Source organism: Streptomyces sp. NPDC041713, from assembly GCF_055591085.1.
The window spans coordinates 27370-41208 of sequence record NZ_JBVIZY010000023.1; the positions used below are offsets into that span (position 1 = coordinate 27370).

Sequence of the window (13839 nt, forward strand, 5' to 3'; positions counted from 1 at the left end):
TGGTATGGCTCAGTCATCCGCATATGGGGCAGCGCTCGAAGTGCCGGCCGAGGGCTTTGGCCATGCGCGACTTCGCGGCGAGGGCATTGGTCGCGCTTGTCTTGGCTGCCGTGGTGCCCGCGCTGCGCTGGGAGTGGTTGCGCAGGTACGTGATGTCCCGCTCGTAGCCGCTATTGATGCGCTCGAAGCGCGCGCAGGTCTTCATCGGGCTCTCCTTGTGTCGCGGGGCAGGTGTGCGAGTGTCGGGTCCGCGTACAGGGCGGCCTGGAGGTCGCTGAACAGCTCGTTGCTGACGGTGATGTTGGCGTTGCGCAGGTGCGGTCGGATGGCCCGGCGGGTCATCCGGCCTTCTGCGAGGGCGGCTTTGCGCGCGACGGCGACCTTCGCTTCCCACGGGACTTCGTCCTGGTCCACGGGCTTGGTCCGAGGGCCCGGGGCTGGGGCGGGGTGGCTCGTGGTCCGCGTCCCCTGCCCTCCGCCCGTGGCGCCGCCCTCGCCCGGGTCCGCCGGTTGGTCTGCGGGCTGGCCCGCAGCAGGACCGTTGTGGTCCGGGTCGTGGTCCGGTGCCGGGTTGGTCTGCTGGTCCGCGGCCGTGGCGTCGTGGTGCGCGGGGGTGGAGTCGGCCGGTTGGTCCGTGGTCCGCGCTGAGTCGTCGGTAGCCCGCGGGTGCTCGCGGTCCGGCATTTGGTCCGCCGGGGCGCCCTGGTCCGCGCTCGCCGGACCGGCTTCCTCAGCCGGTCCGTGCTCGTGGTCCGCCCACGCGTGGTCCGCGGAGGACGTCTCCTCGAGCCGGACCGCCGTGCGGTCCGCCGGGTGGTAGCGGGTGATGAGGATGTACAGATGGACCGCACCGGCCAGGGCGAGCGGGGCCAAGGTGGAGAGGATCGCGACGACGGTGTCGCTCAGGCGCAGACCCGAGTGGGTGGTCTGCTGGTTGAGGCGGTACCGCATGCAGGGCGTTGGCCCAGATGCTCGCGGCGGTCGCGGTGCCGAAGAGCACCCAGACGTAGAGGCGGGCACGCAGCGGAGCCTCGGAGAGGACCAGCAGGGCGCGCACTCCGTAGGCGATGAAGCCATCGACCACGAGCGGGAAGAGGTACGTGAGGAATCCGCGGATGTGGATGGCGACGGCCATCTGCTGCAGGGCGTCGTAACTCAGAGCGCATCCGGCCAGGCCCAGGACCACGACGGCGAGGCGGTCCCAGACTCCGACGGGCGCGACGGCGGGGTGTGCAGCGCTGGGGCGGGTCATGCGGCCTTTCCGAGCGAGGCGATCAGGGCATGGGTCTGCAGTCGACGGGGGCCGTCCGACGCGGTGCTCTCCCCGCCCTGCGGGCGCTCGCCATCGGCGTCGTCCGCATCGTCGAGGCCCCAGTAGCGGTCCCGGTCCTCGACGACGTAGGCGGCCTCGCGCATCAGGTCGCGGATCCAGTCCAGGTCGGCACTCAGCAGGTAGGCCACGCGCTCCGGGCTCCAGCCGCGCAGGTAGGCGTGGTGGATGACCGTGCTGCGCTCCGCAGTGCTGAGGTGGACGTCCCGGCCCTGGAGGGCGGCGCGTACGCGGCCGTAGTCCAGGCGCTTGCTCAGGTTGGCCAGCCAGGGCTGGCGCTCCTTGTCGGTCAGGCCGCCCCAGATGCCGTATCGGACTTGGTTGTCGATCGCGTAGTTGAAGCAGTCCTTCTTCACCGGGCAGGACGAGCAGGTCCGCTTCGCCTTGGCGATGGCCTGCTGGTCCCGGGGTGTGTGGAAGAACAGCTTGTCGGCGCGGGCCGGGTCCATGCCGTGGCAGGCCCCTCTGGCGTGCCAGCTGTGGTCGGCGATTCCCCGCAGGTCCGGTGCGGGGGAGTCGTTCGTGGTCTTGTAGCGCAAGGAAGTCTCCGAGATCGCCTCGCGGGAAGGCCGGCAGCGCGGTGCGGCGGTGCGCGGCGAGGCGGGACAGGGTGCGGCGGACAGGGCCGCACGGCGGGATCGGCGGCGCAAGGGCGGGTCAGCGGCGCTGGAAGCGGCGATCAGGTCCGGTGAACTCGACGGCGGTGCACATGCCGGACAGGCGGGAGAGCACTCGGTCTCCGACCTTGTCGCGCAGCACTGCCTGGCGCGCGGGCATCCGGTCAGAGCGCACGGGCGGCATGTTGCTGGTGAAGATCGTCGGCAGCCGGTTCTGGCAACGCCAGTTGACCAGCCGGAAGGTGATCTCCTCGGTCCACTCGCTCGGCTTGGCCGCGCCGAGGTCGTCGAGCAGCAGCAGCGGGACCCGCATGATCCGCCGCAGCAGGTACTCAGGATCCGCCCCGGCGCGCGGCCGCAGCTCGGCGTACAGGTCGGCGGCGGTGGTGGCGTGCCAGTGCACCCCGCATCCGGCGGCGGTCAGGGCGCGGATCGCGCCGAACGCCTCGTGTGTCTTGCCGGCGCCGGTGGAGCCCCACAGCAGCAGGCTGGGTCCGTGCGTGATCTGTGTGCGCCCGGCGGTGCCGTAGTGGGGATTGACGCCCTCGGCGTTTGGCGCCACGGCGTTGTCGGCGATGGAGCGGACCCACGCAGCGACGTCCGGGTGCTCGGGCACGGCGGCGCGGTAGTCGACCGGGATGCGCGCCTGGGCGGCTTCCAGGGCCGGGATCGGCTCCGGAGTGTTTGGCAGTGCCCGGTCCAGGTCCAGGCCGCGCTCGGCGAGTTTGGCCTCCAAGCGCTCACGCAGCCGTTCGGAGATCGCGGGCTGCGGGCCGGCGTAGCGGGCGCGGGTCACAGGTGGCCTCCAAACGTCGTCGGCTCGGCGGTGGGATTGAGATACGGCGTGTACGAGCTGCCGGTGCTGGCCCAGGGCCCCGCGCCGGAGGCGGACGGCGGGGCGGCGGCTGACTGGGGCGTCGCGTTGACGACCTCGTTCACCAGGCTCGGCAGGACGCTGGGATTGAGCCCCTTGGCCCGCAGTTTGTCGAGCGCGGCGCGGATGTCGTCGGCCTCGAACCGCTCGTCGAGCAGAGTGTTGATCTTCCGGCCCAAATGGCCGAGGAAGTCCTCCGGAGGGCGGCGGTTGCAGCCTCGGACGTACTCGCCCACCAGATGCTTGGCCGAGACCTTCTCCGGTGAGGCGTCGGGCGCGGGCGCCTCGCGCCCCGTAAGGAATGATCCAGGATCCAAGATCCTAGATCCAGGGCGTGACTCCTCCCGTAGTCCTCCCGTAGCCCTCTGGGAGTCCTCCGAAAGTGCCGTCTGACCTGCCGTTTTATCCGCTGGTGTCGAGTCGGCATCCACGGGGGCACCGACCGTGGCCGTGTCGGGCTCCAGAGCACGCTCCGGAGTGCCGACGGCGCGGGTGACAGGGCTGCGGAGCCCTCCCTGGGGACTCCGGGAGCCCTCCGGGAGTTCTCCGGGAGGAGCCAGCACCTCCGACGGCGATGCTTCGGCGCGAGTGCTGGGGCAGGCCGCGCCCTGGCACTTGCCGCAGTGCTGTCGGGTGTGGTGGCTGGGGCAGCGCGGCAGGCGGGAAGCGGTCGCCTTGTTGATCTTCTGGTGCTGGTCCCAGGTCACGATGTGCAACCAGGTCCGACCGTCGCATCCGGTGTAGCGGCACACCAGCCCGGCGGAGGCCAGCTCGTCCAGGTCGCGCGCGACGTGGGTGGCGGTGTGCTCCGGACGCAGGGCCCACAGTCGCCCGGCGATGATGGCGGGGTGGTCGCGGTGCCGGCCGGAGTCGTCGGCCTGCGTCAGGAGTCCGAAGAAGGTGCGCTCGGCGGTAAGGCTGACCGAGGCCAGGTCCTCCGACTCGAACGCCTCGGGCTTGATCGTACGGATGCGTGCCATCGGACCCCACCTCCGACGCGACCCTGCAGCGGGCCCCGCTCGACCAGCACGCGGTCCCGGGGGGTGGACAGGGGGCAGCCTGCCGCGCTGGCCGGGCGGACCGACCTTTTGCGCAGGGCAGCGCGCATGCAACACTCTCCTCTGAAGTGGAAGCCGCTCCGGGGCGTGTTTGGGAATTGACCCGGTGCGGTGAAGGTGGGTAAATCTCCGGCCCTTGCACGGGCAGGAGTTCCATTTGGCGGTCGGCGTCTGGGAGTTGCACCTCTCAGGCGCCGCCGCTGTTTTCCGGGCTACCCGGCCCGGCCCGGATGCCCCGCGTGAACCGCATGCCGCTCCTTCTCGCGTCATACGCCGGACGGCAGCCCGGCGAGGGACGACGAACATATGCGGGTGCCGCCGCAAGATCCAGACTTAACTAAAGGTGGCGGTACAAGTCGCAGAGGGAGGGCGCCGGCACCGGCGCCTGCGGGTCGAGGCCGCGGGCCGCGACACAGGCAGCTGTCGGATCGCCCCGAGCCTCCCGGAGATGATCTGCACTGCGACCCCCCCTGCGCCTCGTGCCACAACGTGTTGAACCAGCTGGTCAAAAGGATTTAAGCCAAGCTGCATGAGGGGCGTCAACGATGATCTTTTGCCCGATTTAACCGCATACTTCAGGCAGCTGTTGTGAGACCACTGATTCACCTACGGGACCGTAAGTCGCTTGCGGCGTAGGCGGAATGAGGTAATCCACTATGTCGTGCGGCCGGCGGTACGAGCTGGTCTAGACCGGCCCCGGAAGCACTGAACGAAAACCGGCAAACTTTTGCCGGTTTCGCGGAGCGATCGTGATCTGCCGTCGAGATGCCCGATTTGCGAGTGAACATCTCTCGGATATCGCCAAGTTCCGTTCATGAATAAACTATGCGTTCCGGGGGTATGTGGGCGAGGCCACACGTGGTCAAGACCGCCAAAATCTTTGCGTATGGTCGTGAGTGGGGAGACGACAGGGCGGGGGTCGGCTATCGAGCTGTCCCCCCTTTTGCATGCCCAAAATCAGGCGCGTCTCCCGTCCGAAAGGGTGAGGGAGGAACTCAATGGTCGCGAAGGAACCGGACCAGTCCGACAGCAACGGCGCTGCGGAAGAGGAGACCTCCGACATAAGCGCACGGCAGCACCTCGACACGGGCGGCACCGGTGCCGCAGAGGCGGAACTCGTGTCTGCGCGCCCCGCCCCTGCTGGTCAGTTCATAGGCTTCGGCGCGATGCTCAAGCGGTGGAGGAAGGTCGCCGGGGTCACACAGCCTCGCGCCGCCCGCACCTTGGGAATCAGTGAGCGCAAGTTGCGCGGCATCGAATCGGGCGCCACGCCGCGCTTTACCCAGGAACAGTGCGACGCCCTCGTCGATCTACTGCAACTCGACTCCGAAGAGCGCCGCGCGCTGTTGCTCCACAACGTCGGCACCTACCTGCGGTCGGCCGAGGGGCAGCCCGAGGTTGGTCCCGCGCTGCGGCTGCTCATTGACCAGCAGATGCCCAGTCCCACATACCTCAGCGACAGGAACTGGAACGTCCTGGCTTACAACCAGGCGATGGCCGAGACCTGGCCGTGGGTGATGGAGCCGAAGGCCAATCTGATCCGGTGGGCGCTGACCACGGCCGAGGGGCGCGCGACCTACCACGACTGGCACAAGCACGCCACGGTCTTCGTGCGGATGCTCCGCTTCGCCGAGACCACCCACGGGGACGATCCCGACCTGCAACAACTGATCAAGGACGTCAAGAAGAACCCCGAGGTTCTCCGTATCTGGGAGTCGGACACCGACTTCGTCGAGCACCGCGACGGGCACGTGTTCCTCGCCACCGTGCCGACGCTCGACTACCGGACGATCGAGATCGTCAGCCATGTCGCCTACCCAGCGATCATGCCCGACTGCCGGCTCGTCGTCATGACGTGGGTCGAAGCCGGCGCCGAAGTGAAACCGGACGCCACGCACGACGCGCTCGGCGGCATCCGTGATGCCTGGGCCGATGAGACGCACAACCTCGCGCAGGGGATAGACCGGGCGCAGGGGCGTCTGGCCGAAGCCGACCGTCTTCGTGAAGCAGACCTCCGCACCGCCCGTGTCCTGGTCAGCAGCCCGGAGCAGGCCGCGGCCCGGGTGGGCCAGGACGCTGTCTCCCTGCCTGCGCTCAGCCGCCGGATGGGCCCCGACGCGCAGCTGTTCCTCTCGCCCTCAAACCGCAAAGTCACCTGGGCAGTCGAGGAAGCTCCCGAACGCTGGGGGGCTACCGAAGTCTCCCCGCTCACGGTGCTCGCCCGGCTCTCCTGGGACGATTTCGATGATCAGGTTCGAGCTGAAGCGAAATCCGTACTCCGGGCATCGTTGCCGCATCACCCCGAAGACGCTGCTACGACGATGGCCCGCTACTTCAATGAGGCGGAAACATGGGTGAGCCTCCTCCGTGAAATCCGGGCGGAGCTGCCGTCGACCGACAGCGATCAGCCGAACCGGTAGAGCAAAATCACCAAGGAGCCCTCGCCAGAAGGCTATCCGCCTGATCCATTGCGGCCGGCGCTCATGACTACGCCGAGTGCAGCCCCCACGAGGAGAAGGAACACCGTCGTGCACAAATACACCTACCCATGCCCACTGCGCTGGGCTGACGCCGACGCGTACGGACACGTCAACAACGCCTTGTTCCTCCGGTTCATGGAAGAAGCGCGCACGAGGATGTTCCAGGAAGTATTGGCCGCCGACGAGCTAGGCCGTCGCCAGAACGCATTCGTCGTGAGCCGCGCCGGCATCGACTTCCGAGCTCCTTTGCACTATCGCGAGGACCCGGTCGACGTGCACGTTTGGGTGACACAGAGTCGGGCGGTCTCCTTCGAGCTGGCGTATGAGATCCGAGATGTCGATCAGCTATACGCGGAGGGCACGACCACCCTCGCCGCCTATGACCTCGACAACGGCAGACCGCGGCGCCTGAGCGAAGCAGAGAAGGAGTTCATCGCTCGCTACAGCGATTCCTAGGACAACGGTGCTCTGTCATCTGCGGATACGGCAGTTCGCCCCAGCCGGGAGCTGATACAGGCTGTTCTCCTTCCGGCCCGTTCCTCCGGCTGTCGGTGGTTGTGATCATCGTGTCCATGGTCTCCATGCCTGCACAACTCGCCGCCGCCACAACCGTTCTCTCCCCCCACCCAGCCCTGCTCGGCTGCTTACGACCTGATCCGCGGTTGTGGTCGCGCTGGGATCGGGTGGTCCGGGCGGAGATGCCCATGCCTGTTCGGAGGAGGCGGACTGAGATACTCCGGCCATGGATGCCGGGGTGATGGGGAGCGGTAGGCAATCGGACATGGCAGTGTCCGCGCGGACCACAACATCGGCGGACGCCGCGGGCTGGGTGTTGCGTTCTGCGGTGGCAGCGGACATCGAGGTGATCGCGGAGTTGCGGGCCACGGTCATGCGTGCGGACTTGGAACGCCTTGGGCGCTACGACGAGCACCGGGTACGGCAGCGGCTGCGGGACTCCTTCTCCCCGCAGCACACGTCGATCATCATGATCGACGGTGAACTGACAGGTTGCGTCACGGTCCGTCCCGCCGAAGGCAGGCAGTGGTTGGAGCACTTCTACCTTGCTCCGCACTGTCAGGGTCGAGGGCTCGGATCCGCTGTGTTGCGCACGGCACTGAAGCGAACGGACGCGCAGGGCATGACCGTGGGCTTGAATGTCTTGCAGGGCAGTGCTGCCCGTCGACTCTACGAGCGCCACGGATTCGTCGTGGAAGCCCAGGACCCGATCGATGTCTTCATGATGCGCCCGCCAGCAAGCACTCCTGCGAAAGCCTGACCCGCAACGATGCGAGGGTCCCGCCTCGGTGGCGCGGGGCGAGTCGGCACTGCGTGAGCGGCGAGGTTCCGTGCCGCGGCGGGCGGCCGGTGCTGGCCCGAAGTACGACCCGACCTTCGCCGACCGGGTGCTGGTTTCCCTACTCATGGTGCCCCGCACCCGGCCGGGCCTCGCGGTGCGCAACGCGATGGGCCGCGCGGTCGGCCGCACGAACCCGATCACCTCTCGCGAAGCCGCGAACCGGTAGACCGGGCCCGCACCGTCCGCTCACCGGCCGGGGCGCAGCTCCGCGGCAGCTCTCATCCCGGTCGGCGCCGCCATGTCCGACGAGCCCGGCTCGAGTGGCAGGGCACCGCCGATGCGGCAGGTCGGTTGCTGGCGGCCGGACACACCTGTACGGCTGAGCCACGTTCCGCCTCCTCCGCACCGAATCTCGCTCCCAGCATGAGCCGGATTCACGGAATCGCGGCCTGAACCAACCGCATGAACGCTCACACTCCCGTCAGAGGATGTGCCAGCGCATGTCCAAGTCTGCGGTTCCGAGGCCGTCTACGCGGCGCAGCACTTCGTGGATGCTTTCCGGAGCGTGGTGCACCTTGCGTGCGTTCGTGGTGATCATCCGCAATTCGCGTAGGTCACGCAGGGTCGGGAAACCGGCCAACGCAGTGACGTCGTACTCGTAGGCCGTGGCGAATTCCTGGTAGTGCTCCGCGCCGTAACCGAAGCGTCGGCAGTGGACTTCGATGGTGACCAGGTCCCACTCCGGGTGGCCATACGCCACGGTGTCCCAGTCACACAGCACTGCTTCACCGCCATGATGCAGGGCGTTGCGGTGCTGAGGGTCGCCTTGCAAGGGGCCGGTCGGCAAAGCGAAGTCCACTTCGGCGAGTTCGGCTTCGAGCCGGTCGACGCGTTCGGTGAGGAACCGCAGAGTCGCTGTGGGGAAGGCGGTGATCGCGGCGATGGACTTGCGGATCGCACGGACGTTGTCGTGTTCTGGCAGCTCGACGGGTGGCGTGGGCAGGTAGTGGAGGTGGAAGAGGGGTTTGGCGATCTGTGCGGCGCTGACCGGGTGGTCTGGCTGCGGAAGGTAGGTCCAGATGGTGACGGCGTGTCCGTCCACCAGGAGAGGTTGTTCCGGTCCAGGGTGCAGCGGCACGGTGGGGAAGCCGCGGTCCATCAGCCAGCGTACGAAGCGGGTGGTGCGTTGCACTTTGCCGGCCGGGGTGCCGCGGCGGGCGACCTTGACCACTGCGGCGGCCTCGGGTAGCAGGATGACGGCGTTAGTGTGTCCGCGCAGGAGGCGTGCGTTCGACCCGTCGAGGTCTGCTACCTCGCAGGTGTGCTTGACGATGTGGCGCAGTTCGAATTCGTCGAAGCCGCCGGGTGCCGGTGCTGGAGCTGTCATGGGGTTCAGGCTGACCGACGATCCCTGGCGCTGTCACGCGCGTCCCTTGGGCAGCGCGAGGATTTCGGAGAGTTCGCGTGCGGCGCGACCTCGGCGTATTCCTGGTGGGAGCACTTCCAGGACGCCCCGGGCCCGCTCCTCCAGGATGTGGGTGCGGTGGCCGGCTGGTACCCGGAGGTAGGTGGTGCCGGCGAGTTGGCATGCCTCGGCCGGACTGCGGTCGTGTGCCAAGCAGATCGCCGCCTCCAATTGAAGGAGGGCAGGGTCGATTCCCGTGCGGGCCGGGTACATGGCGAGTGCTTCTTCCTGCACTCGGCGGGCCTGGCTGCTGCGGCCCAGAGCGGTGAAGGCGCCGCTGAGGTACAGCAGCATCCGCCGCTCAGGGAAGCTGAACGCATCGTCTTGGTCGCCGGGGTCACAGCGGTCGTACAAGCGCTGGGCGGCGGCGATGGCTGCCTCCGCTGCGGCGGCATTCCCTTGACGTGCCAGGGCTCTGGCTTCTGCCGCGGTCGCGAAGGCGGCTGTCGCGGTCTGTCGGCCCCGCGAGAGCAGACGAGCTTCCCGGCCCAGGGTGACGGCGCCTTCCAGGGGCCCGTAGTAGTACGGCAGCATGGCGCGCTGGGCGCGGACCCGGGCCCTGAGTTCGATGTTGCCACTGTCGTCGGCCGCGCTCTGTGCAGTGTCGTACCAGGCGCGAGACGGTGAGAGGCGCCCCAGCTTCATCAGGGCATCGGCGATCAGCGTGGCGAGAACCGCCGTCATCTCCGACAGCCGGACTTGCACCGCGGCAGGCTGCCGGTCGACCGCCAAGTTCTTGACTTCCTCCAACTCATCGAGCAGTTCGGTGAGCATCTTCGCGGGCGGGGCGTAGAGGTACTGCCGCCGGACATCGAGGATGCGTTCGTCGAGCAAGTCCATCTGCGCTGCGGTGACACTGCCCAGCGCCAGAGTCCGGTCTATGGAACGGCGGGCAGCCTCAATCCGACGGTCGATCAGATCGACCGGTGTGCCGGCCCTCTCGGGCTGCCGTTCCGGCGTCCAGGCGCCACCTGCCGGAACAGCGAAGCCAAGGTCATGGGCCGAGCAGTCGTACAGACGGCACAGCAAGGAGATCGCTCCCTGTCGCGGCTGGTGCATGCCCATCTCCCACAGCCGCAGTTGGTCGGCATCGGTACGTGGCGCGGTCAGCCCCAGGTCTTCCGCCAATGCGCGTAAGTGTTCAACGGCTTCGGTCTGGGCCCACCCGCGCGCAAGCCGCTGGGCGCGGAGCAAACTGACGTGGCAGCATTGGTGAATCTCCAAAGCGATCTGGGACAGCCCGTATCCCGCCTCGGACCGTGTGTCGCGGATGCGTTTGGCGCACGACGGGTTGTGCGATACCGAACGCTGGTTCATGAGCGGGCCCTTCTCCGTACGCGGTCACCCGTCACGAGCGTAGTGAGCAGACCGCAACGCTGCGTTGAGAATCCGTGACTTCTTCACGGTCCCGAAGCGCGAAACCGTGAAACGGACGGCGCACCCGTAAAACGCGCTCGAGTCACGGTTGTTGCCGCCTGCCCTTCTGACAACCCTTACACCCCGAACCCCGCAGGCGGGACTACCAACGCCAACGCTCAACCGTCTGGATGCCGTTGGCGACCACGCCTCGGAAATCGGTTCAACACCTAGCAGGGTCCCCGGCACTGAGCAGATGGGAAGTTCACCCATGAAGCCCATCACCGACGTCACCTTCAAAGCCACAAAGCCGACGCTTCAGGAGGCGTGGAGACCGGCGAATAGGAAGGAGGCCCCTCGCCCCTTGGGCGCTCAGCTCGTCGTCAACAGCGGAGATCACCGGAGGCGGGAACTGATGGGCACCGCGACCAACCGTCTTCCTGACTACCTCCCCCTGGACGCGAACGATGTCCTCGACGACGTGGGTTTCGTCATCCAGCTCGACCGCCGGGCCCCGTACGCAGACGTCCCCAGGCCCGAGGCTGTGTGGGTCGGACGCTGCCGCCGGATCGGCATGGCCAAGCTGAACGTCTGGGGCATTGCCCCCGTCCTTGTCGAGAGCGCGATGCTGGTGATCAGCGAGCTGGCCACCAACGCGTTGCGGTACGGCATCGTCCTCGGGTTCCGTCTGATCATCACCACGGAGTCGATCGCTATCGTGGTGACCGACGGCACGGTCAGTACGCCACAGGTGCATAAGGCGTCTGTGGAGGAGGAGCACGGCCGCGGGATGTACCTCGTGGACACCTTCGCGACCAAGTGGGGCGTGAGCCCCGACGGCATGGCGACGTGGTGCACCCTCGCCACCGCTGAGGGGTGGCCACGATGACCGCCGCACGCGTCTGCGCGGAGCTGATGAGCCGCCGGTACACCACCGCGCCCGACGAGATGGGGCCGCTGCTTGTCGCATTGCGCCGCTCTCAGATCAGCCTCGACGCGCCGGCGCTGTACGGCGACTTAGAGGCCGTGCTCGGTGAACACGCGCGCCCCACTCCAGAGGAAATCGAAGGACTCGCCGCCCGGTTCCGCCAGACGACGCTCTCCCTCATCCAGCTCGTGCCGTACACGGTCACGCCATACCCCGTCGATGAGATGTACCTCCTCACCGAACTGCGCGCCGAGCGACCACAACCCCGGAACGCCCACCGGTACATCATCCGCTTCGCCCTGGCCATCGTCGACGTGCTCGACCTGATGGGAGACGGCGCGCCATGAAAGCACGGTCCACTCTCGACCTGCTGAAAGCACTCGGCACGGGCCTCCGGGACACCGAATGATGCATACGCCCGACGCCAAGGACCATCCGCCCGTGACCGCGGTTCTGATGGAGGCGCGCGAAGCATACGACTTCACGTACTACGCGCAACGACTCGCTGAGCCGGAGCTGGTGGAGGAGAGCCTGGCGGTCTGCATGGTCCGCATGCCGCTGCTGGCTGTTCCCATCGGAGGTAGCCGCCGCGGTGGCTACTACCCCGTGCCCTGCCTGTGCTTCGGGCTCGCTGTCCGAAACGCGCTGCGCGGACAGCCCGGCTTTCCTCTCCCGCGGGTGCGGTGGTCAGCCCACCCGGACGACGGCTACGTCGTGGAGTGGGGCGCGCACCCCCCATCCCTCCGGCCGGGCCACAACGATGCGGATTTGGGCCGCTTCTACGGCTACAGCGAAGGCGCCATCGACCAGTACACGGCGGCCCAGCACACCCGGGCGCCGACCACGTCCCCGGCCTCCTGCTCGGTGACCTTCCCCGAGCGGCCCGTTGTCTGAGCATGCCCGAAAGGAACAGCACCGCATGTCTGTGTACAAGCCCCCCAGCGCCGACTTCGACGCCGCCGACCACGACGCCGGCAGCGGCCGCCCCCGGGAATTGCGCCCACGGCTGCGCTTCGCGCGGCGGCGCGCGCCCGCCCGGCAGCTCCGGCATCCTGCTAGTCGCCGAGAGGTTGGCCCTGTCGCACCGGCTGGACCGCAAGGCAGAAACAGTAATGGGGGCAGTACCCTCGCGGCCGCGGGCGACGATCCCGTACATCACGGGCCGCGAGGGCGAGGTGGACGAGTCCTTCCTCGCCTTACGCGCTTCCTTCAGCAGCGCCGGGAGCAACCGCATCAGCCGTGCGGACGAAAGGTGGAAGGACCGAGACGCACAGGGTGTCCTGTGGGCACGGGTCTCGTAGTCGTTCGACGAGCACGGGCTGCTGACCGGTGCGCCGCCCTGGAAGATGATCGACCCGGTCCGGTTGCGCGAGACGATGTCGAAGCTGCTGTGCCAGGTCTGCGGCAAGCCCGCAGCGATGCCCGACGGCCGGCTGCTGTTCCTTCACTCCACCGAGGAGTGCGGGCACGAGCCCAGCGCCGCGATCCGCACAGCCCAGCCGCCATTCTGCCTCGAACGGCGCCGCAGAGGTTCCCCCACCTCGCCCAGCACGGGTACGTCGCACTGCTCACGCAGAGCGCGCCCCTGTACGGCGTCATCGGCACGCCTTATCAGTACACGGCTGATCGCGCCATCCAGGTCTTGGCGTGCGACGGCGCCGCCGGTGCCCTACGGCCACGCCGACCTGGACTGGATGGTGGCCGAGCAACTCGTGCGCCCTGCGGGCGTTCACGGTGGTCAGCCTCGACGACCTGTAACAGCGCCAGCCCGCCCAAGACAGCCGCTCGGTGAGCCGGAGAGCACACACCCAGCTCGTTGAGCGGCCCTTCATCCAGCATCGCAAGAGAGAGGACAGAGGTGACCGCCGTCATGACCGTCTCGTTCACCCACCGCGAGAGACAGGTGGTACAAGAGCTCGCCGAGGGCAAAACCGACCGTGAGATCGCATGTCGCCTGGAGCGATCACCGAACACGGTCCGGCACTACATAGGCACGGCGAAGAAGAAGGTGGGCGCCGGGGGACAGGTTTCACTCGTGTCTCGCTCCTACGACTTGGGACTGCTCCAGCCCCCTGCTCGTGAAAGCGGCACGGTCGACTTGCCGCCCGAGCAGCAGCGGCTGATCCGGCTGCTTGCGCTGAACACGAGGAAGCGGGTGATGGCCACCGAGACTCGGATGTCGCTCGGACACGTCACCTTGCATCTCCGCCAGTTGAAGGAGACCCTCAATGCTCGGACACGGCCCCACGTGGTGACCAGGGCCCGTCAGTACGGCCTGTTGCAGACTGCGGCGCCGGCCAGCGGCACCGTAGGGGCCTGACGCTTCCCAGACTGGGCTTCCTTCCGGTCTCGTGCCCACCGTGCCCCCGTGCGGGAGCGGCCCGAGACCACACCGTGGGGAGGAAGAGGCGCTCTCGCAACCCGGTTAGATGCG

General features: G+C 67.8%; 13 protein-coding genes and 1 pseudogene. 7 read left to right on the forward strand and 7 right to left on the reverse strand.

The window, feature by feature from the left end; genetic code table 11:
• Window positions 1–13: 13 nt before the first annotated feature.
• The 5 genes and pseudogenes from ACZ6CV_RS36420 to ACZ6CV_RS36440 all read right to left on the reverse strand — a co-directional run bounded on the left by ACZ6CV_RS36420 (window position 14) and on the right by ACZ6CV_RS36440 (window position 3801).
• Window positions 14–205, reverse strand: coding sequence for a hypothetical protein (locus ACZ6CV_RS36420; RefSeq protein WP_469256071.1), 192 nt, complete (start codon window positions 203–205; stop codon window positions 14–16).
• Window positions 202–1252: pseudogene (locus tag ACZ6CV_RS36425) on the reverse strand (DUF2637 domain-containing protein). Before ACZ6CV_RS36425 ends, ACZ6CV_RS36420 begins: the two are co-directional and overlap by 4 nt.
• Window positions 1249–1869, reverse strand: coding sequence for a WhiB family transcriptional regulator (locus ACZ6CV_RS36430; protein WP_469256072.1), 621 nt, complete (start codon window positions 1867–1869; stop codon window positions 1249–1251). Before ACZ6CV_RS36430 ends, ACZ6CV_RS36425 begins: the two are co-directional and overlap by 4 nt.
• Window positions 1870–1987: 118 nt before the next feature.
• Window positions 1988–2743, reverse strand: coding sequence for an ATP-binding protein (locus ACZ6CV_RS36435; RefSeq protein ID WP_469256073.1), 756 nt, complete (start codon window positions 2741–2743; stop codon window positions 1988–1990).
• A complete protein-coding gene (locus ACZ6CV_RS36440; protein WP_469256074.1) occupies window positions 2740–3801 on the reverse strand; it encodes a hypothetical protein in 1062 nt (353 codons plus the stop codon). Before ACZ6CV_RS36440 ends, ACZ6CV_RS36435 begins: the two co-directional genes overlap by 4 nt.
• 1076 nt (window positions 3802–4877) lie before the next feature.
• On the opposite strand from ACZ6CV_RS36440, the gene ACZ6CV_RS36445 reads away from it, so the two are divergent.
• From ACZ6CV_RS36445 to ACZ6CV_RS36455, 3 genes are all read left to right on the forward strand, one after another.
• Window positions 4878–6299 carry a helix-turn-helix transcriptional regulator gene (locus ACZ6CV_RS36445; protein WP_469256075.1) on the forward strand — a complete coding sequence of 474 codons (1422 nt, stop codon included), beginning with the start codon at window positions 4878–4880 and terminating at the stop codon, window positions 6297–6299.
• Window positions 6300–6407: 108 nt separating this feature from the next.
• Entirely contained in the window at window positions 6408–6815 is a 408-nt protein-coding gene (locus tag ACZ6CV_RS36450; protein WP_469256076.1) for an acyl-CoA thioesterase, read from the forward strand.
• 325 nt (window positions 6816–7140) lie between these two features.
• Window positions 7141–7635 carry a GNAT family N-acetyltransferase gene (locus ACZ6CV_RS36455; RefSeq protein ID WP_469256077.1) on the forward strand — a complete coding sequence of 165 codons (495 nt, stop codon included), beginning with the start codon at window positions 7141–7143 and terminating at the stop codon, window positions 7633–7635.
• 502 nt (window positions 7636–8137) lie between these two features.
• Here ACZ6CV_RS36455 and ACZ6CV_RS36460 read toward each other — a convergent pair.
• Together ACZ6CV_RS36460 and ACZ6CV_RS36465 are read right to left on the reverse strand one after the other, a co-directional pair.
• Window positions 8138–9043, reverse strand: coding sequence for a phosphotransferase (locus tag ACZ6CV_RS36460; protein WP_469256078.1), 906 nt, complete (start codon window positions 9041–9043; stop codon window positions 8138–8140).
• 33 nt (window positions 9044–9076) lie between these two features.
• Window positions 9077–10438, reverse strand: coding sequence for an XRE family transcriptional regulator (locus ACZ6CV_RS36465; RefSeq protein ID WP_469256080.1), 1362 nt, complete (start codon window positions 10436–10438; stop codon window positions 9077–9079).
• Window positions 10439–10748: 310 nt separating this feature from the next.
• On the opposite strand from ACZ6CV_RS36465, the gene ACZ6CV_RS36470 reads away from it, so the two are divergent.
• From ACZ6CV_RS36470 to ACZ6CV_RS36485, 4 genes are all read left to right on the forward strand, one after another.
• A complete protein-coding gene (locus tag ACZ6CV_RS36470) occupies window positions 10749–11366 on the forward strand; it encodes an ATP-binding protein (RefSeq protein ID WP_469256081.1) in 618 nt (205 codons plus the stop codon).
• A complete protein-coding gene (locus ACZ6CV_RS36475) occupies window positions 11363–11752 on the forward strand; it encodes a DUF6415 family natural product biosynthesis protein (protein ID WP_469256096.1) in 390 nt (129 codons plus the stop codon). Before ACZ6CV_RS36470 ends, ACZ6CV_RS36475 begins: the two co-directional genes overlap by 4 nt.
• 94 nt (window positions 11753–11846) lie before the next feature.
• Window positions 11847–12299 (forward strand): DUF6302 family protein, encoded by a 453-nt coding sequence (locus ACZ6CV_RS36480; protein WP_469256126.1) that lies wholly within the window; start codon window positions 11847–11849, stop codon window positions 12297–12299.
• Between the two features lie 976 nt (window positions 12300–13275).
• Window positions 13276–13725, forward strand: coding sequence for a response regulator transcription factor (locus ACZ6CV_RS36485; protein WP_469256128.1), 450 nt, complete (start codon window positions 13276–13278; stop codon window positions 13723–13725).
• Window positions 13726–13839 lie beyond the last annotated feature (114 nt).

Bases quoted from the DNA above. Each gene is read 5' to 3' on its own strand.
- ACZ6CV_RS36420 (WP_469256071.1), bottom strand. From the start codon at position 205: ATGAAGACCTGCGCGCGCTTCGAGCGCATCAATAGCGGCTACGAGCGG.
- ACZ6CV_RS36475 (WP_469256096.1), top strand. From the start codon at position 11,363: ATGACCGCCGCACGCGTCTGCGCGGAGCTGATGAGCCGCCGGTACACC.
- ACZ6CV_RS36440 (WP_469256074.1), bottom strand. From the start codon at position 3,801: ATGGCACGCATCCGTACGATCAAGCCCGAGGCGTTCGAGTCGGAGGAC.
- ACZ6CV_RS36470 (WP_469256081.1), top strand. From the start codon at position 10,749: ATGAAGCCCATCACCGACGTCACCTTCAAAGCCACAAAGCCGACGCTT.
- ACZ6CV_RS36445 (WP_469256075.1), top strand. From the start codon at position 4,878: ATGGTCGCGAAGGAACCGGACCAGTCCGACAGCAACGGCGCTGCGGAA.
- ACZ6CV_RS36455 (WP_469256077.1), top strand. From the start codon at position 7,141: ATGGCAGTGTCCGCGCGGACCACAACATCGGCGGACGCCGCGGGCTGG.
- ACZ6CV_RS36485 (WP_469256128.1), top strand. From the start codon at position 13,276: ATGACCGTCTCGTTCACCCACCGCGAGAGACAGGTGGTACAAGAGCTC.
- ACZ6CV_RS36460 (WP_469256078.1), bottom strand. From the start codon at position 9,043: ATGACAGCTCCAGCACCGGCACCCGGCGGCTTCGACGAATTCGAACTG.
- ACZ6CV_RS36465 (WP_469256080.1), bottom strand. From the start codon at position 10,438: ATGAACCAGCGTTCGGTATCGCACAACCCGTCGTGCGCCAAACGCATC.